The organism is Arthrobacter sp. UNC362MFTsu5.1 (assembly GCF_000685965.1).
In the GTDB taxonomy this organism is placed as follows: Bacteria; Actinomycetota; Actinomycetes; order Actinomycetales; family Micrococcaceae; genus Arthrobacter.
The window spans coordinates 115,253-133,115 of record NZ_JMLE01000007.1 but is presented as its reverse complement, the minus strand read 5'-3'; the positions used below and the strand labels follow the sequence as shown (position 1 = coordinate 133,115).

Below are 17,863 nucleotides of genomic sequence, written 5' to 3'. Positions count from 1 at the left end.
TGATGCCGGGTCGCCGGGTCCGCGGCCGGGGTGACAAAATCGAATGGATTTTTTGAGATCGAACTCTTTCTTTGTTCGAACGTGCGTACTAACGTTGGGTGAGTGCCTGAACTTGTGTCCAACGAAGAACTCTCACGCAACCAATCCAGCAGCCAGACCCAGGGCGACCAGATGCAGTACGTCATCACCGCCGAAAACCTCACCAAGACGTACGGCGACGTCACCGCCGTCGACGGCATATCCTTCAGCGTTCCGGCCGGTGAGGCCTTCGGCCTGCTTGGCCCCAACGGTGCAGGCAAGTCCACCACCATGAAGATGATCGGCGGCGTCTCCCAGCGCACGTCCGGAAGCCTGTCCATCATGGGGCTGGATCCGGAAAGCCATGGTCCCGAAGTCCGCGCCCACCTCGGTGTTGTGCCGCAGCAGGACAACCTCGACGAGGAACTCAGGGTCCGCGACAACCTCCTGGTCTACGGCCGCTACTTTGGCCTGCCCATGAGCTACCTCCGGCCCAAGGCCGATGAGCTGCTGGAGTTCGCCCAGCTGACGGACAAGGCGAAGTCCAAGGTGGATGCTCTCTCCGGCGGCATGAAGCGGCGGCTGACTATCGCGCGGTCGCTGATCAACGAACCCCGGATCCTCCTGCTGGACGAGCCCACCACGGGCCTCGATCCCCAGGCCCGGCACATCCTCTGGGACAGGCTGTTCCGGCTCAAGGAGCAGGGCGTCACACTCATCCTCACCACGCACTACATGGACGAGGCGGAACAGCTGTGCGACCGCCTCATCGTGGTGGACAAGGGGCGCATCATGGCCGAGGGCTCGCCGGCCAGCCTCATCCGCGAGTACTCCACCCGGGAAGTCCTGGAGCTCCGGTTTGGATCGGAACGCAACGCCACCATCGGCGCTGAGCTCGAAGGCATTGGCGAACGGCTGGAGACGCTTCCGGACCGGGTGCTGATTTATGCGCACGACGGCGAGGCGGCCCTCGAGCAGGTGTCCGCCCGCGGCCTCCGTCCGGTCACGTCGCTGGTGCGGCGGTCGTCCCTGGAGGATGTCTTCCTCCGCCTCACCGGCAGGAGCCTCGTTGACTGAGCAGCCTTCGCCGTCGGTGGCGGACGCCGGCAGCCGCGGACCTGCCATGCTGCGCGCCCATTCGCCTGCCGTGTCAGCGGCCCGCGCCCGCCGCTGGGGAGCCTTCTACTATGCGGAGCAGGTCCTCCGCGTCATGAAGAGCTACGGCTGGACCATCGTGATGTACGGCGTGGGCCAGCCCGTGGCCTACCTGTTCGCCATGGGGGTGGGACTGGCCACCCTGGTGGACACCAACAGCGGCACTGCCTTCGGCGGGGTCAGCTACCTCGCCTTCATCGCCCCGGCGCTGCTGATCTCTGCCGCGGTCATGACCGCCGCCAACGAATTCACGTTCCCGGTGATGGACGGTTTCAAGTGGCGGCGGGTGTACTACGGGCCGCACGCGTCCCCGCTCACGCCTGAGCAAATCGCCGCGGGCCACATCATGGCCGTGACCCTCAGGTTCCTGCTGCAGTCCGCCATTTACTTCGCGGTGGTGGCGCTTTTCGGTGCGTCACCCAGCGGCTGGGGCTGGGTGTCCGTACTCGTGGCCACCCTCGCCGGGCTCTCCTTCGGCCTGCCGCTGATGGCATACGCCGCCTCCATCAAGGAGGACAAGGGCCAGTTCGCCATGGTGATGAGGTTCATTGTGACCCCCTTGTTCCTGTTCTCCGGAACGTTCTTCCCGCTTGATTCCTTGCCGCTCGTGGTGCGCTGGATCGGCTGGATCTCTCCGATCTGGCACGGCACCGAGCTGGGCCGTGTCTTCAGCTACGGCTATGACGAGTCGCCGCTGCTGACCATCCTGCACATCGTGTTCCTGGTCGGCCTCGCCGTCGCGGGATGGATGCTGACAAAACGCCAGTTCGTCAGGAGGCTGGGACAATGAGCGTCTTGTCTGAAAGTCACAACCCGGGCGGCCACAGCGTGACCGAGGCGGCGCGGAACCGCCGTTTCGGGCCGATGTACTCCCGGAACGTCAGGGCGGTCATTGCCCGCGGGCTGATGGCAACGAAGAGCAGCAACTGGATGGTGATGCTCTCGGGCTTCTTCGAGCCGGTGCTGTACCTGATCTCGATGGGCGTGGGACTGGGCGCCATCGTGGGCGCCGTCCAAGGACCCGGCGGCCAGGAAATCAGCTACGCCGCCTACATTGCTCCGGCGCTCCTGGCCGTGTCCGCGATGAACGGCGCCGTGTACGACTCCACCTGGAACGTCTTCTTCAAGATGAACTTCGCCAAGCTGTACCAGGGAATGCTCTATACGTCACTGGGCCCCCTGGACGTGGCCATGGGGGAGATCTTCCTGGCGTTGCTGCGGGGCCTGCTGTACGCCACCGGATTCACCGCAGTCATGGGCGTCATGGGACTGATCACCACGCCATGGGCCATCCTCATGATTCCGGCCTCGGTGCTGATCGCCTTCGGTTTCGCGAGCTTCGGCATGGGGATCACGAGCTTCATGAAGACCTTCCAGCAGATGGACTGGATCAACTTCGTGATGCTGCCGATGTTCCTCTTCAGTGCCACGTTCTACCCGCTCAGCGTCTACCCGCAGTCCATCCAGTGGCTGATCCAGGCGATGCCGCTGTGGCACGGTGTGGAGCTGCTCCGGCAGATCAGCGTGGGCATCTTCACCCCTGCCACGGCGATCCACGTCGGGTACTACCTGGTGATGATCGTGCTGGGGGTCATGCTCACGGCCGGCCGCCTGCGCAAGCTGTTCCTGAAATAACGTTCGCCCGGGGTGGAAGCGTCCATTTTCCGGCTCCGGCGTTTGAGACAATGGACCCATGCGAACTTTGGGTAACCCTCACTCTGCGTCCAACCTGGCCAAGGGCGGGTTCTCCATGCTGCGGATCAGCGGTCCGGGAATGATGGTGTTTGTCGTCGCCTTCGTTGTCGCCGTCATCTTCGCCGCCAACCAGAATGACGTCGTGGGCTGGGTGGTGGCGATCATCGCCGGCTTCTGGCTCGCGCTGGCAGCGTTCGTCGTTTTCAGCATCCAGAAGGCCGCCAAGAAGGCGACCGCCAAACTCAACGAAGCGCAGAACGCCTTCAACGCAGCCACCGGCCGGGCGCCGTCGTCCGGCAGCGCCGATCACGGCGGCACCCGTCTGGTGCGGTCGCGCAGCGAAGCCGACGAAGTCCGGGACATGAAGCTGGACCATTCCTTCAAGATCGTCCAGGTCCAGGTGCGCGTCGTCGAGCAGGAACGGGCCAAGGGCGAAGCCTCGGACCATGACACCATCCGCCGCGCACTGGAGACCATCGAAATCACGGCCACCAACGCCAGGGACATGATCAAGTCCTCCGGTGGCGCTGACGAACCCGTCAGCGGAACCATCATCGACTAGAGTGGAGCGGGTGATCTCGGCATTGAAGAAGGACCACCTTCGTATCGCATCAGTCAACGTCAACGGCCTCCGCGCCGCCTACCGGAACGGCATGGCGGAGTGGCTTGAGCCGCGCGAGGTGGACATCCTCTGCTTGCAGGAGGTCAGGGCACCGGACAAGATCGTCCGCGAACTCCTGGGCGACGGCTGGTTCATCCTGCACGAGGAAGCCGAGGCCAAGGGCCGCGCGGGCGTGGCCATTGCGTCCCGTGAGGAACCGCTGGCTACCCGTTCCCACATCGGCGACGATTACTTTGCCACCGCCGGACGCTGGGTCGAAGCGGATTTCCGCGTCAGGGATGCCGCCGGAGCTGCCGCCCAGTTGACGGTCGTGAGCGCCTATGTTCACTCCGGTGAGGCCGGGACCCCGAAGCAGGACGACAAATTCCGGTTCCTGGACGTCATGACCAGCCGCCTTCCGGAGTTGGCAAAGCACAGCGACCACGCCCTCGTGGTGGGTGACCTGAACGTCGGCCACACGGAGCTGGATATCAAGAACTGGAAGGGCAATGTGAAGCGCGCCGGCTTCCTCCCGGAGGAACGCGCCTACTTTGACCGCTTCTTTGGCGATGAGATCGGATGGAGGGATGTCCACAGGGGCCTGGCGGGAAACGTAGAAGGCCCCTACACCTGGTGGTCCCAGCGCGGCAAGGCCTTTGACACCGACACAGGCTGGCGCATCGACTACCACATGGCCACCCCCGCCCTCGCTGCTGCTGCATTTTCGGCGGTGGTGGACCGGGCGCCGTCATGGGACACCCGCTTCTCCGACCACGCCCCGCTGGTAGTGGACTACCAGCTCTAAGCCCGAAGGTTTTTCTCACAATGACTAGCTCGACTACCCCGGTGACCAAGAAGCGCATCCTTTCAGGTGCCAAGCCCACGGCGGACTCCCTGCATCTGGGCAACTACATTGGCGCCGTCCGCAACTGGGTTGACATGCAGGCAGAATACGACGCTGTCTTCTTCATTCCCGACCTCCACGCCATCACCGTGGATTTCGAACCGGCAGAGCTGGCCAAACGCACCCGCGTAGTGGCGGCCCAGTACATTGCGGCCGGGATCGACCCGGACAAAAGCATCTTCTTCGTCCAGTCGCATGTCCCCGAGCACGCCCAGCTCGCCTGGGCACTGAACTGCATCACCGGCTTTGGCGAGGCCTCCCGGATGACGCAGTTCAAGGACAAGACCCAGAAGTCGGGAACGGAGTCCGCAACACTGGGCCTGTTCGCCTACCCGACCCTGATGGCCGCGGACATCCTGCTGTACCAGACCGACCTCGTCCCGGTCGGCGAGGACCAGCGTCAGCACCTGGAGCTGACCCGAAACCTGGCCCAGCGCTTCAACACCCGCTTTGGCCAGACCTTCACGGTGCCTGAGGCCACCATTCTCAAGGCCACTGCCAAGATCTACGACCTCCAGAGCCCGACTGCCAAGATGTCGAAAACAGGCGGCTCGCCGCACGGATCCATCCAGCTCCTGGAGGATCCCAAGGTCGCCGCGAAACGCATCAAGTCCGCCGTGACGGACACCGGAACGGACATCCGCTTCGACGCCGAAGCCAAGCCCGGCGTCTCCAACCTGCTCACCATCTATTCGACGCTGACGGGGAAGTCCGTGGCCGAGCTTGAGGCGGAATACCAGGGCAAGATGTACGGCCACCTCAAGAAGGACCTGGCCGACGTCATGGTGGACTTCATCACGCCCCTCCGGGACCGCACCAATGAACTTATGGCGGACCCGGCCGAGCTGGACAGGCTCCTGGCCCAGGGTGCCGAACGTGCCCGCGAAATCGCCTCCGTGACCCTCGGCCAGGTCTACGAGCGCATGGGCTTCCTGCCGTCCCTGAGCCTTGCAGGAGTCCGCTAGCCCCATGTCGTCCGCCAGCAAAGTCACTGCAAACGAAAACTCCCCTGCCTACCGCGGCGAGGGAAGATTCGTTGACGCCGATGATAACGCTGCCAAGGTCCGGGGCACTGAACCGGGTAGCCGCGAGGCCAGGACCGACGGGATGAGCGTCGGCGTCATCCTGGGGTTCCCGCCGGACATTGCCGAGGAACTGCGGCGCTGGCGGGCCTCCTTCGGGGACCCCATGGCCGGCGTCATTCCCGCGCACATCACGCTGGTCACCACCACCCCCACCAGGGACTGGGAAGCCACCCGATGCCACGTCCGCGAAATCGCGCGCAGGCAGGAGCCGTTTACCGTCACCATTGCGGGGACCGGCTCCTTCCGGCCGGTGTCCCCGGTGGTCTTCCTGAAGGTTGAAGACGGTTTTGGTGACTGCGTGAAGCTGCACGAACAGCTGCAGACCGGGCCGCTGGAACGGGAACTGCCTTTTGCCTACCACCCGCATGTGACCATTGCCCACGATGTTGCGCCGGAGAGCCTGGATGAGGCCGAAACGGTGCTGAAGGATTACCGGGCCACCTTCCCTGTGGTTAGCATGGGGCTGTACGAGCATGACATCAATGGCATTTGGCAGCTACGGGAAGAACTCGACTTTGGTATCGAAACTGACCACCCCCGAGGCGCGACCGGCCCCGACGGCGCAGGCAGCACAGGCGGCGCAGGCCGGGAATAATCCTCCGCTGCCCACGGAGCGCGCCCGGCTGAAGCTGGAAGTGAGCCGGAAGAAGGTCGAGTGGAGCAAGGCGCGCCGGTCAGGCGCCGGCCCTGTGGCCGGCCTGATGGCAATGTTCCAATGGCTGCTGGCACGGCTGAATGCCTTCCGTCCCATGCGCGCGTTCCAGCACTACAACCTGCAGCACGGGCCCCTCATGGCGGCCGGCATCGGTTTCAACATGTTCTTCTCCATCACCGGCCTGCTGGCCACCGGCTTTTCCGTGGCGGGGCTGCTGTTGAGCGGCCAACCGGCGCTGCTTGACCGGATCGTCAGCAGCGTGGCGGCAAGCGCACCGGGCCTGGTGAAGGTTGACGGCGGCGACGGGCTGGTGGACCCGCAGGACCTGCTGAATCCTGCCGGCCTTGGCTGGACCGCGGTCATCGCTGCCGTCGTCACCATCGTGACCTCCCTTGGCTGGATAGCCGGGGTCCGGGAGGGCCTGCGGGGCGTGATGCAGCTCGGTCCGCTGAAGATGAATCCGGTAGTCCAGAAGCTGCGGGACACCGGCACGTTGCTGCTGCTTGGCGTTGCGCTGGTGCTCAGCGCCGGCGCCTCCCTGATTTTCGGTACCGCAGCGGGATGGGTCACCGAGCAGCTGCAGTTGGATCCGGTGATGGCCTGGCCGCTGACCACGGCCATCAAGGTGGGCGTACCGCTCGCGTTGGGCTGGGTCACCGCACTGATCATGTTCCGGCTCGCGGCGGGGCTGAAACTTAGCCGGCAGGCGCTGTTGGAAGGAACCGTCCTGTCGGCTGTGGGTACCACCGTGCTGCAGATCTTCAGCACGGAGTTGCTTGCAAACGCCGGCCGCAACCCGATTCTGGCGCCGTTTGCGATCATCATCGGGCTGCTCATCTGGTTCAACCTGGTCAGCCAGGTCTACCTGGTCTCCGCGGCATGGTCCGCCATCCGCGACGAAGACCTGAAGAACGCCCCCGCAGCGAAGGCAACTGCCGGCTGGGGTTCGCGCCAGGTCCAGCCGGGTAAGACGCCGGTGGAGCGGGACCGGAAGACTGCTAGCGTCCGGCGTCGAGGTACTGATCGGCCCACGCGGAAATAATCTTCGCGGCACGGGCGGCCTGGCCCTTGCCGGTCAGCAGGTGATCGCTGCCTTCCAGCGAGACGAAGCTGCGCGGGTGCCGGGCCGTCTGGAAGATGGTGCTGGCGTTCTCGATCCCCACGGTGTTGTCCGTGGGGGAGTGCAGCACCATCAGGGGTTTGTGCAGCCGCTTGATGCAGTCGGTCAGGTCCGCGTTCTCCAGGTCCTCGACGAAGTGCCGGCGGATCTCCACGCGTTTGCCGCCGAGGTCCACTTCCGCGCTGCCTTCACTCAGGATCCGGTCCAGGGCCGCGTCAAAGACGTGGGCCACGTGCTTGGGAGAGAACGGCGCCCCCACGGTGGCCACAGCGTCGAGCTCGGGGATCTCCTTGGCTGCCGCCAGGACGGCGGCGCCGCCGAAGGAATGGCCCACCAGCAGGGAGACCGGCTTGCCTTCGGCCCGCATGAACTCAGCAGCCTTGACCGTGTCGGCCACCTTGTGGCTGAACGAGCCCTCGGACCAGTACCCGGCGGAATCGCCCAGGCCCAGGTTGTCGAAGCGAAGCATCCCCACACCGTTGTCAGCCAGCGCCTTGCACATCCGGGACGCCGACGGGCTGTCCTTGCCCAGCGTAAACCCGTGCGAGAACACACCCCAGCCCTTCACCGGTCCTTCCGGGACATCGATGATGCCGGAGAGCAATTCGCCGGTGGATCCTTCGAAGCTGACTTTTTCGGAGCGGGACATGGGGGACCTTTTCGTTTGGTGCCGGTAAGTGGCCGTGAAACCACGACGGCGCCCCCACCTTAAAGGTGAGAGGCGCCGTCGTCGTACTTCTTTTGGTTCCGGTGGTGCTAGATCTTGCGGGACAGGATTGCCTGCTTGACCTCGGCAATGGCCTGCGTGACCTGGATGCCGCGGGGGCATGCCTCGGTGCAGTTGAAGGTGGTGCGGCAGCGCCACACGCCTTCCTTGTCGTTGAGGATCTCCAGGCGCATGTCGCCGGCGTCATCGCGGGAATCGAAGATGAAGCGGTGGGCGTTGACGATCGCTGCCGGGCCGAAGTACTGGCCGTCGGTCCAGAACACCGGGCAGGAGGACGTGCACGCGGCGCAGAGGATGCACTTGGTGGTGTCGTCGAAGCGCTCACGGTCCTCGGCGGACTGCAGGCGTTCCTTGGTGGGCTCGTGGCCCTTGTTGATCAGGAACGGCATGACTTCACGGAAGGACTGGAAGAACGGCTCCATGTCCACGATCAGGTCCTTCTCCACCGGCAGGCCCTTGATGGGCTCGACGGTGATGGGCTTGGTCGTGTCCAGGTCCTTCAGCAGGGTCTTGCACGCGAGGCGGTTGCGGCCGTTGATGCGCATGGCATCGGAACCGCAGACGCCGTGGGCGCAGGACCGGCGGAAGGAGACGCTGCCGTCAATTTCCCACTTGACCTTGTGCAGGGCATCCAGCACGCGGTCGGTGCCGTACATGGTCACCTTGAAGTCGTCCCAGGTGGCGTCCTCGGAAACTTCGGGGTTGTAGCGGCGCACGCGGAGGGTGACGTCGAACGTCGGAATCTCTCCGCCGCCTCCGATGTGTGCGGGCAGTTCGATCTTTGAGGCTGGCTCAGCAAGTTCGGCGGACATCTTAGTACTTCCTCACCATCGGCTCGTAGCGGGTAAAGACAACCGGTTTGGTGGCCAGGCGGATACCGGCAATTGCTTCTGCAGAGCCGTCAGCCGGGGCGTGGTCGTCCTTGTACGCCATGGAGTGCTTCATGAATTTTTCGTCGTCGCGGTCCGGGAAGTCCTCGCGGAAGTGTCCGCCACGGGACTCTTCACGGTGCAGGGCGGCAACCGTCATGACCTTGGCCAGTTCCAGCAGGAAGCCCAGCTCAACGGCCTCGAGGAGGTCCAGGTTGAAGCGCTTGCCCTTGTCCTGGACGCTGATGTTCTTGTACCGCGCCTCGAAGGACTCGATGTCCCTGAGGACCTGGTTCAGCGTGTCTGCGGTGCGGAACACCTGCATGTTGGCGTCCATGGTGTCCTGGAGTTCCTTGCGGATCACAGCCACCTTTTCGTCGCCGGTGCCGTTGCGGGCGATGTCCAGCAGTTCGATGGTGTACGCCTCCGGGTCAGCCGGAAGCTCCACGAAGTCAGCGGTCTTGGCGTACTCCGCAGCGGCGATGCCGGCGCGCTTGCCGAACACGTTGATGTCCAGCAGCGAGTTGGTGCCCAGGCGGTTGGAGCCGTGGACCGAAACACAGGCCACTTCACCGGCCGCGTAGAGGCCCGGCACCACGGTGTCGTTGTCCTGCAGGACTTCGGTGGTGATGTTCGTGGGGATGCCGCCCATGGCGTAGTGCGCCGTCGGGAACACCGGGACCGGCTCCGTGTACGGCTCCACACCGAGGTAGGTGCGGGCGAACTCGGTGATGTCCGGCAGCTTGGCATCGATGTGCGCAGGCTCGAGGTGGGTCAGGTCAAGGAGCACATAGTCCTTGTTCGGTCCACAGCCGCGGCCCTCGCGGACTTCGTTGGCCATGGAGCGGGCCACGATGTCACGGGGTGCAAGGTCCTTGATGGTGGGGGCGTAGCGCTCCATGAAGCGTTCACCCTCGGAGTTGCGCAGGATGGCGCCTTCGCCGCGGGCGGCTTCAGAAAGCAGGATGCCCAGCCCGGCAAGGCCGGTCGGGTGGAACTGGAAGAACTCCATGTCCTCCAGGGGGATGCCGCGGCGGAACGCGATGCCCATGCCGTCGCCGGTCAGGGTGTGCGCGTTGGAGGTGGTCTTGAAGACCTTTCCTGCGCCGCCTGAGGCGAACACCACGGACTTGGCCTGGAACACATGCAGTTCGCCCGAAGCAAGGTCGTAGGACACGACGCCGGCAACACGCTTCTGCTTGTAGGGCGTGCCGTCTTCGCGGACCGCGTCCTCTTCAACCGTCAGGAGGTCCAGGACGTAATACTCGTTGTAGAACTCCACGTTGTGCTTGACGCAGTTTTGGTACAGCGTCTGCAGGATCATGTGGCCCGTGCGGTCAGCCGCATAGCAGGCCCGGCGGACCGGGGCCTTGCCGTGGTCGCGGGTGTGGCCGCCGAAGCGGCGCTGGTCAATCCGTCCTTCCGGCGTGCGGTTGAACGGAAGACCCATCTTTTCCAGGTCCAGCACGGCGTCGATGGCTTCCTTCGCCATGACCTCGGCGGCGTCCTGGTCCACCAGGTAGTCGCCGCCCTTAATGGTGTCGAACGTGTGCCACTCCCAGTTGTCTTCCTCGACATTGGCCAGTGCTGCACACATGCCACCCTGCGCCGCACCGGTGTGCGAGCGGGTGGGGTAGAGCTTGGTCAGTACTGCTGTGCGCGCGCGCTGACCGGATTCGATCGCGGCGCGCATGCCAGCGCCACCGGCACCGACGATGACGACGTCGTACTTATGGACCTGCATACCAGATGCTCTTTCTCTCAAAATTCGCTATAGAACCACGGGCGGGCGGAGCCCGCACCGTAAAACCGTTGACCCGCGCTTGCGGGCACAGCTGATCCCCGGGGAAAGGGAAGGTGCCGTTAGGCTGCGGGGCAGAAGCCGCCGGGCAGCGGGATCCCGTTGACGTCCACCGGGCACGGGTTGAAGGTGAAGATCACCAGGGTGCCCAGGATGATGATGACGGTTGTTGCGGCGTAGAGGACGATCTTCAGCCAGAAGCGGGTGGAATCCTTCTCGGCGTAGTCGTTGATGATGGTGCGGACGCCGTTGGTGCCGTGCAGCATGGCCAGCCAGAGCATGGCCAGGTCCCAGAACTGCCAGAACGGATCGGCCCACTTGCCGGCCACGAAACCGAAGTCAATGGCGTGGATGCCTTCGCCCACCAGGAGGTTAACGAACAGGTGCCCGAAGATCAGGACCACCAGGACAACGCCTGAAAGCCGCATGAACAGCCAGGCCGCCATTTCGAAGTTGCCCTTGGAGGCGCCGCTGCGGCGGTACTTGGGGGCAATCAGTCCTGCGCCCGGCTTCGCGCCGTCTTTTCCGCTGCGGGGACTCTGAATGGTTGCAGTCATGGCTTAGTGACCTCCAAAGGCGAGGGAAAGGTGGCGGATGGAGAAGCCCACCATGACGATGACCCAGAGGATCAGGACCGTCCACAGCATCTGGCGCTGGTACTTCGCGCCCTTCTTCCAGAAGTCGACGGCGATGATCCGCAGGCCGTTGAAGGCATGGAAAACGATCGCTGCGACGAGGCCCGTTTCACCCAGGGCCATCAGGGGGTTCTTGTAGGCGCCGATCACGGCGGTGTATGCCTCTGGGGACACGCGCACCAATGAGGTGTCCAGCACATGGACCAACAAGAAGAAAAAAATCACTACACCTGTAATGCGGTGTCCAACCCAGGACCACATGCCTTCACGGCCGCGGTACAAGGTGCCAGCTGGTTTTGTCGGCACTGAATAAACCTCCCTGCAACACAGCGGCGCTGGCATGGGATCCACGCGGGGGGAACGCCTGCTGCGAGAGCACTCGTAAGCTCAAGCCTAAATCTAGGCTTCGCTCACAGCTTATTCAATTCAGGAACTTGTAGGTGACGCCTCCCCGCGCGGTTTTTGCGCATTTTTGAGACGAACGCCACATTGTGGCCCCCGCGGGGGCGCGGAGGGGCAGCATCTGCCGGTATCCGCGCGGTGGTCGGCTAAAGTAGGCCGTGATGACTACAGACATAGTGACAAGCCGGAATTCACCGCTGGACCGTTTTATTGCGGTAATTCCTGCAGGCGGAGTGGGGACCCGCCTCTGGCCCCTGTCACGTGCAGCAGCCCCGAAATTTCTACACGACCTCACCGGTTCAGGCAGCACGCTGTTGCGGGCCACTTACGACCGCCTGGAGCCGCTTGCCGGTAAGGGCGTGCTGGTTGTAACCGGCGTGGCCCACCGGAGCGCGGTGTGCGGCCAGCTTCCCGAGGTCGAGGAATCCAACCTCGTGCTGGAAAGCGAGCCCAAGGACTCCGGCGCGGCCATCGGCCTCGCTGCGGCCATCCTGTACCAGCGGGATCCGGAAACCATCATGGGTTCCTTCGCGGCGGACCAGGTGATCAGCCCGGACGACCTCTTCCAGGATGCCGTGCGTGAGGCCATCTACACGGCTGCGTCCGGCAAGATCGTCACCATCGGCATCAAGCCCACGCACCCGTCCACCGGGTTCGGCTACATCCGTGCGGGCCAGAAGCTGGCCGTCGAGAACGCCCCGAGTGCGCAGGCCGTGGTGGAGTTTGTCGAAAAGCCCAGCGAGGACGTCGCCCAGCAGTATGTCGACAGCGGAGAGTACGTCTGGAACGCGGGTATGTTCGTCGCGCCGGTGTCGCTCATGCTGAAGCACCTCGAGCAGAACCAGCCGGAACTCTTCAAGGGGCTCACGGAGATCGCGCAGGCCTGGGACACGGATGAACGTGACGAGGTCACGGCCCGCGTCTGGCCCACCCTTCCGAAGATCGCCATCGACTACGCGGTGGCGGAGCCTGCCGCGGCGGCCGGGGACGTCGCCGTCGTGCCTGGCGCTTTCCGTTGGGACGACGTCGGGGACTTCGCCTCCGTGGGCCGGCTCAACAGTGCCAGGGAAGTGGACGATGTCACCGTTCTTGGCGAAGGTGCCCGCGTGTTCACCGAAAACGCCAGCGGCGTGGTGGTGACGGACACCAAGCGCGTTATTGCACTGATCGGCATCAAGGACGTGGTCATCGTTGACACGCCGGATGCCCTGCTGGTGACCACCATGGCGAACTCCCAGCGGGTCAAAGCCGCCGTGGACGCGCTCAAGGCCAGCGGCGACACCGACGTCCTCTAAACCGGCCGTCAGCTTCGGCTCAGCCCAGGTCTTCCCGGCAGTGCGGGAACGCCTGGGCTGAGCCTTTTCAGGCACGGGAGCCGGCTCCCGGATCCGTAACCTCCGACACTGATGCTGGTATTCGGAGCAGCCTCGCTAGAGTTGTTTCGTGCGCAATTACACTACTGAAGCCGAGCCCACCGCCCTCGTGGGGCCGTGGCTGGAGCCGCTGCTGCCGGAACTGATCGATTTCCGCCGTGACCTCCATGCGCATCCGGAGCTGTCCTTCAAGGAGTTCCGGACCACGAACAAGCTGGCAGACCGGCTCGAAGCGGCAGGGCTCAAGCCCCGTCGGCTCGAAGGCACGGGCCTCACGGTCGACGTCGGAGAAGGTCCCATTGCCACGGCACTGCGCGGCGATATCGACGCCCTTCCCATCATTGAGGAAACAGGGCTGCCGTTCGCCTCCAAGAACCACGGCGTCACCCATGCCTGCGGCCACGATGTCCACACCACCACCATGCTCGGTATCGCGCTGGTGCTGCACCGCATGCACCAGGAATCCCCGCTTGGCGGCACGGTCCGGATCATTTTCCAGCCCGCCGAGGAAACCATGCCCGGCGGAGCGCATTCCTGCATCGAGCAGGGCGTGCTCGAGGGCGTGCCGCGCATCCTGGCACTGCACTGCGATCCGCGCATCGACGTGGGCAAGATCGGGACCCGGATTGGTGCCATCACGTCGGCCTCGGACACCATCAGGATCGAGCTTTCCGGGCGCGGCGGCCACACCTCCCGGCCGCATCTGACCGAGGACCTCGTCTTCGCGCTGGCGCAGATCGCCGTCAACGTCCCGGCCGTCCTCTCGCGCCGGGTGGATGTCCGTAGCGGCGTCTCCGTCGTCTGGGGGCACATTTCGGCCGGCTCGGCACCCAACGCCATTCCCGGCACGGGCTACATGGCAGGGACCATGCGGTGCCTGGACCGCGACGCCTGGCACAGCGCAGGCGAACTCCTGGATGAAGTGGTTCACCAGGTGGCGGCGCCCTACAACGTGGATGTCCGGCTGGAGCACACCCGCGGCGTTCCGCCCGTGGTTAACTCCGAGCATGAAACCGCGCTCATCGAAGCAGCAGCCCGCGCCGAGATCGCCGAAAGTGCCGTAGTGCTTACGCCCCAGTCCATGGGCGGGGAGGATTTCGCCTGGTTCCTGGCCGAGCTGCCCGGTGCCATGATGCGGCTGGGCACCAAAACGCCCGGGGGCGAGGAATACGACCTTCACCGCGGCGACTACATCCTGGACGAGCGTGCACTGGGCTACGGCATCCAGGTCCTGACCGCGGCAGCACTCCGCACCATCCGCGACCTCTAAGCCCACCCTCAAAGCGCGAACGGACACTTACGCCCCACCCTTCAAGCGCGAACGTACAGTTGAGGCCCCGACCCCGGGGCCTCAACTGTACGTTCGCGCTTCTGTTGGGGCCGGAAGTGTCCGTTCGCACTCTCACCAAGTGCAGATGAGTTGTGCACAATCTAATTGTGCGATATCGTTTTATTCATGACCGACGCTCCCAGACTCAACGCCCCCCGCCTGAACAGGCAGGTGTGCTTCGCCCTCTACTCCGCGTCGAAGGCAGCCACTGCCGTGTACCGGCCCATGCTGGACCAGCTGGGCCTGACCTATCCGCAGTACCTGGCCATGCTGGTGCTCTGGGAGGAACAGCCCCGCAGTGTCCGCGAGCTGGGGGAGGAGCTGGGCCTGGACTCAGGCACCCTGTCCCCGCTGCTGAAGAGGCTCGAGTCGCTGGGGCTGGTGGAGCGCAGGCGTTCCACCGAGGACGAGCGCCGGGTGGAGGTCTTCCTGACGGACTCCGGTACTGCGCTCAGCGCGCGGGCCAACGCCATTCCGCAGCAGCTCGCAGACGCCGCCGGTTTGTCCGCGGCCGAGCTGGACCAGCTCCGGGAGACCCTGTCGAGGCTCACCGCGGCCCTCCACTCCTATCGCTAACAGATTTCCCCCAACAGAACGGAACCACGTGAAGACTCTTTACACAGCTGAAGCCCTCGCTTCAGGCGAAGGACGGGACGGAAACGCCCGCACCCAAGACGGCAAGCTGGACGTCATCCTCGCCAGCCCGGTGGAACTGGGCGGCAACGGCCAGGGCACCAACCCGGAACAGCTCTTTGCAGCCGGCTACGCCGCGTGCTTCCACTCCGCCCTGCGCCTGGTGGGCCGGAAGGAAAAGGCCGACCTCACCGATTCCGCGGTGGCAGCCAAGATCCACTTCGGCGCACTCGAGGGCGGCGTGGGCTATGGCCTGGCCGCTGAACTCGAAATCGCCCTCCCCGCCCTGGACCTGGCGACGGCGGAGGCCCTCGTGGCCAAAGCGCACCAGATCTGCCCGTACTCAAATGCCACCCGCGGCAACATCAACGTAGACATCAAGATCCTGGAGGTGGCCGCATGAGCGCCAACACCGCAACCCTTCCCCTCACCACCCGCGAAATCCAGCTGGCGTCCCGCCCGCACGGCCGGCCCGTCCCGGAAAACTTCCGTCTGGCCGAGTCCGACCTCGCGGAACTGCAGGACGGCCAGGTGCTGGTCCGCAACCAGTTCATCTCCGTCGATCCCTACATGCGCGGCCGCATGAACGACGTCAAGTCGTATTCGGCGCCGTTTGCGCTGGATGCAGCGCTCGACGGCGGTGCCGTCGGTGAGGTGATCGCGTCCCGTTCCGATGAGCGCAAGGTGGGGGACGTCGTCGTGCATTCCCTCGGCTGGCGTGAATACGCCGTTGTGGACGCTGCGGCCACGTCCCTGGCGCGCACCGACCTGGCCCCGGCGTCAGCGTTCCTCGGCGCCCTGGGCATGACGGGCCTGACGGCGTATGCCGGCCTCCTGAAAGTCGCCGAATTCAAGCCCGGAGAAGTGGTCTTCGTTTCCGGGGCAGCTGGAGCCGTCGGGTCGCTCGTGGGACAGATCGCCAAGGCGATGGGCGCTTCCAAGGTGATCGGCAGTGCAGGATCCCCGGAAAAGGTGGCCCGCCTGCTGGAGCTCGGCTTCGACGCCGCGTTCAACTACAACGACGGCCCGGTGGCCGCGCAGCTCGCGGCGGCTGCCGGGGAACGCGGGATTGACGTGTACTTCGACAACGTCGGCGGTGAACACCTGGAGGCGGCACTGTCCGCGCTCACGGTCGGCGGCCGCGTTGCCATGTGCGGCGCCATTGCGCAGTACAACTCGACGGAACCGACTCCCGCCCCGCGGAACCTCATGCTGGCCATCGGCAAGCAGCTCACGCTCAAAGGCTTCCTGGTCGGCGGCTACTGGCAGCACATGGCTGAGTTCGTGGGCACCGTGTCCGCCTGGGTGGCTGACGGCACCGTCCGCTATGACGAAACGGTGGTGGACGGCCTCGAAAACGCCCCGCAGGCGTTCATGGACCTCCTCGACGGCGCCAACACCGGGAAGATGCTGGTCCGGCTCTAGGAAATGGACATGACTTGCGGTACCGGCTACCGGTAGGTAACAAGTTCTCAACGATCTCCGCGTCCGGGTGCCCCTGTGGTACCCGGACGTGTTCCAGGCCACTACAGTAACTGTCATCAGTGCGCCTCGGCGCAGTGCTGCGAACCCATCAGTGAAAACAGAATTTCAGTGTGGAGCATTCGAAACGGACACTCATTGAACACCCGTCGTAGCGCCTATCTCTTTGTTCCTGGAGGAAAATTGAAGAACTCACTGCGTGCAACCCTCAAGCGCGGTTCAATGACCGGCGTCGCCACCGCCGGGGCGGCAGCTCTTCTGCTGACCGGCTGCGGGGCTGCCCCGGAAGCCGGCAGCAGCGCAAGCGCCACCGCAAGCGACTACACGGGCTGCATCGTGTCCGACTCGGGCGGATTCGACGACCAGTCGTTCAACCAGTCCTCCTACGAAGGCCTGAAGAAGGCTGAGAAGGACCTCGGAATCAAGGTCAACCAGGTCGAATCAAAGACCAACAACGACTTCGAGCCGAACCTCCGCGCCATGGTCACCGCAGGCTGCGATCTGACCGTCACCGTCGGCTTCCTCCTCGGCGACGCCACCAAGGCGCAGGCAACGGCCAACCCGGACAGCCACTTCGCCATCATCGACTTCGGCTACGAGACCCCCATCAGCAACGTCAAGCCGATCATCTACGACACCGCCCAGGCTGCCTTCCTCGCCGGGTACCTGGCTGCAGGCTCCACCAAGACCGGAACAGTGGCCACCTTCGGCGGCATCAAGATCCCCACCGTCACCATCTTCATGGACGGCTACGCCGATGGCGTCAAGTACTACAACGAGAAGAAGGGCAAGGACATCAAGGTCCTTGGCTGGGACAAGGCCAAGCAGGACGGTAGCTTCACCGGTGACTTCGAAAAGCAGGACAAGGGCAAGCAGCTGACCCAAAACTTCCTGGACCAGGGCGCCGACATCGTGATGCCCGTTGCCGGCCCCGTAGGCAAGGGCGCAGGCGCAGCGCTCAAGGAAGCAAAAGCCGCAGGCAAGGACGTCAAGCTCATCTGGGTTGACTCCGACGGCTTCCTGACCGCTCCGGATTACAAGGACCTCATGCTCTCCTCCGTCATGAAGCAGATGGGCGAAGCCGTTGAGACCGTTGTCAAGGAAGACAAGGACGGCAAGTTCAGCAACACGCCGTACGTCGGCACCCTCGCCAACGACGGCGTCCAGCTGGCTCCGTTCCACGCTCTGGAGTCCCAGGTTCCCGCGGAGCTGAAGACCGAACTGGATCAGATCAAGAAGGACATCGTTGACGGCAAGCTGAAGGTCGAGTCGGCAGCGAGCCCGAAGGCCTAACTTCCTCCGCAAAGCGCCACCACCCGGTTGGTCATTGACTTCCGGGCGGTGGCGCTTTTCGTTGGGCGTCAGCTTTTCCGAGGAG

Annotated in this window: 19 protein-coding genes; 14 read left to right on the top strand and 5 right to left on the bottom strand. The window is 64.4% G+C overall.

What is annotated here, in order from left to right; genetic code table 11:
- The first annotated feature begins 171 nt into the window (after positions 1–171).
- The 8 genes from BS38_RS0109010 to BS38_RS0108975 all read left to right on the top strand — a co-directional run bounded on the left by BS38_RS0109010 (position 172) and on the right by BS38_RS0108975 (position 7,155).
- Positions 172–1,095 (top strand): ABC transporter ATP-binding protein, encoded by a 924-nt coding sequence (locus BS38_RS0109010; RefSeq protein ID WP_028270502.1) that lies wholly within the window; start codon positions 172–174, stop codon positions 1,093–1,095.
- Positions 1,096–1,141: 46 nt separating this feature from the next.
- Positions 1,142–1,963 carry an ABC transporter permease gene (locus BS38_RS0109005; RefSeq protein WP_051628815.1) on the top strand — a complete coding sequence of 274 codons (822 nt, stop codon included), beginning with the start codon at positions 1,142–1,144 and terminating at the stop codon, positions 1,961–1,963.
- Positions 1,960–2,808: an ABC transporter permease gene (locus tag BS38_RS0109000; protein WP_028270500.1), complete on the top strand. Its 849-nt coding sequence runs from the start codon at positions 1,960–1,962 to the stop codon at positions 2,806–2,808. The genes BS38_RS0109005 and BS38_RS0109000 overlap by 4 nt, the downstream gene beginning before the upstream one ends.
- Positions 2,809–2,866: 58 nt before the next feature.
- Positions 2,867–3,430, top strand: a complete 564-nt coding sequence (locus BS38_RS0108995; RefSeq protein WP_028270499.1) for a hypothetical protein — start codon at positions 2,867–2,869, stop codon at positions 3,428–3,430.
- Between the two features lie 10 nt (positions 3,431–3,440).
- On the top strand, positions 3,441–4,274 hold the full coding sequence (locus tag BS38_RS0108990; protein ID WP_028270498.1) for an exodeoxyribonuclease III: 834 nt from the start codon (positions 3,441–3,443) through the stop codon (positions 4,272–4,274).
- Between the two features lie 20 nt (positions 4,275–4,294).
- Positions 4,295–5,338 carry a tryptophan--tRNA ligase gene (gene trpS / locus BS38_RS0108985; protein ID WP_028270497.1) on the top strand — a complete coding sequence of 348 codons (1,044 nt, stop codon included), beginning with the start codon at positions 4,295–4,297 and terminating at the stop codon, positions 5,336–5,338.
- Positions 5,339–5,480: 142 nt separating this feature from the next.
- Positions 5,481–6,053: a 2'-5' RNA ligase family protein gene (locus tag BS38_RS0108980; protein ID WP_156037098.1), complete on the top strand. Its 573-nt coding sequence runs from the start codon at positions 5,481–5,483 to the stop codon at positions 6,051–6,053.
- A 106-nt stretch (positions 6,054–6,159) separates the two neighbouring features.
- Positions 6,160–7,155, top strand: a complete 996-nt coding sequence (locus BS38_RS0108975; RefSeq protein ID WP_051628814.1) for a YihY/virulence factor BrkB family protein — start codon at positions 6,160–6,162, stop codon at positions 7,153–7,155.
- On the opposite strand, the gene BS38_RS0108970 is transcribed toward BS38_RS0108975, so the two are convergent.
- The 5 genes from BS38_RS0108970 to sdhC form a co-directional block, all read right to left on the bottom strand.
- The gene (locus BS38_RS0108970; RefSeq protein WP_028270494.1) at positions 7,112–7,882 is read right to left on the bottom strand and encodes an alpha/beta hydrolase family protein; all 771 of its coding nucleotides are present in this window, start codon (positions 7,880–7,882) and stop codon (positions 7,112–7,114) included. The two genes, BS38_RS0108975 and BS38_RS0108970, sit on opposite strands and share 44 nt — an antisense overlap.
- A gap of 107 nt (positions 7,883–7,989) precedes the next feature.
- Positions 7,990–8,772: a succinate dehydrogenase iron-sulfur subunit gene (locus BS38_RS0108965; protein WP_028270493.1), complete on the bottom strand. Its 783-nt coding sequence runs from the start codon at positions 8,770–8,772 to the stop codon at positions 7,990–7,992.
- Between the two features lies 1 nt (position 8,773).
- Complete coding sequence (gene sdhA / locus BS38_RS0108960; RefSeq protein ID WP_028270492.1) at positions 8,774–10,573, bottom strand: succinate dehydrogenase flavoprotein subunit; 1,800 nt, start codon at positions 10,571–10,573, stop codon at positions 8,774–8,776.
- A 119-nt stretch (positions 10,574–10,692) separates the two neighbouring features.
- On the bottom strand, positions 10,693–11,187 hold the full coding sequence (locus tag BS38_RS0108955; RefSeq protein WP_028270491.1) for a succinate dehydrogenase hydrophobic membrane anchor subunit: 495 nt from the start codon (positions 11,185–11,187) through the stop codon (positions 10,693–10,695).
- 3 nt (positions 11,188–11,190) lie between these two features.
- Positions 11,191–11,571 (bottom strand): succinate dehydrogenase, cytochrome b556 subunit, encoded by a 381-nt coding sequence (sdhC, locus tag BS38_RS0108950; protein WP_081818859.1) that lies wholly within the window; start codon positions 11,569–11,571, stop codon positions 11,191–11,193.
- A 257-nt stretch (positions 11,572–11,828) separates the two neighbouring features.
- Between sdhC and BS38_RS0108945 the strand changes: the two genes are divergently transcribed.
- The 6 genes from BS38_RS0108945 (at position 11,829) to BS38_RS0108920 (ending at position 17,778) form a co-directional block, all read left to right on the top strand.
- Positions 11,829–12,962 carry a mannose-1-phosphate guanylyltransferase gene (locus BS38_RS0108945; RefSeq protein WP_028270489.1) on the top strand — a complete coding sequence of 378 codons (1,134 nt, stop codon included), beginning with the start codon at positions 11,829–11,831 and terminating at the stop codon, positions 12,960–12,962.
- Positions 12,963–13,110: 148 nt separating this feature from the next.
- Entirely contained in the window at positions 13,111–14,310 is a 1,200-nt protein-coding gene (locus tag BS38_RS0108940; RefSeq protein WP_028270488.1) for an amidohydrolase, read from the top strand.
- Between the two features lie 186 nt (positions 14,311–14,496).
- Complete coding sequence (locus BS38_RS0108935) at positions 14,497–14,946, top strand: MarR family winged helix-turn-helix transcriptional regulator (protein ID WP_028270487.1); 450 nt, start codon at positions 14,497–14,499, stop codon at positions 14,944–14,946.
- Positions 14,947–14,974: 28 nt separating this feature from the next.
- On the top strand, positions 14,975–15,406 hold the full coding sequence (locus BS38_RS0108930; protein WP_028270486.1) for an organic hydroperoxide resistance protein: 432 nt from the start codon (positions 14,975–14,977) through the stop codon (positions 15,404–15,406).
- Positions 15,403–16,428: an NADP-dependent oxidoreductase gene (locus tag BS38_RS0108925; RefSeq protein ID WP_028270485.1), complete on the top strand. Its 1,026-nt coding sequence runs from the start codon at positions 15,403–15,405 to the stop codon at positions 16,426–16,428. The genes BS38_RS0108930 and BS38_RS0108925 overlap by 4 nt, the downstream gene beginning before the upstream one ends.
- 240 nt (positions 16,429–16,668) lie before the next feature.
- A complete protein-coding gene (locus tag BS38_RS0108920) occupies positions 16,669–17,778 on the top strand; it encodes a BMP family ABC transporter substrate-binding protein (protein ID WP_028270484.1) in 1,110 nt (369 codons plus the stop codon).
- The last annotated feature ends 85 nt before the right edge of the window (positions 17,779–17,863 follow it).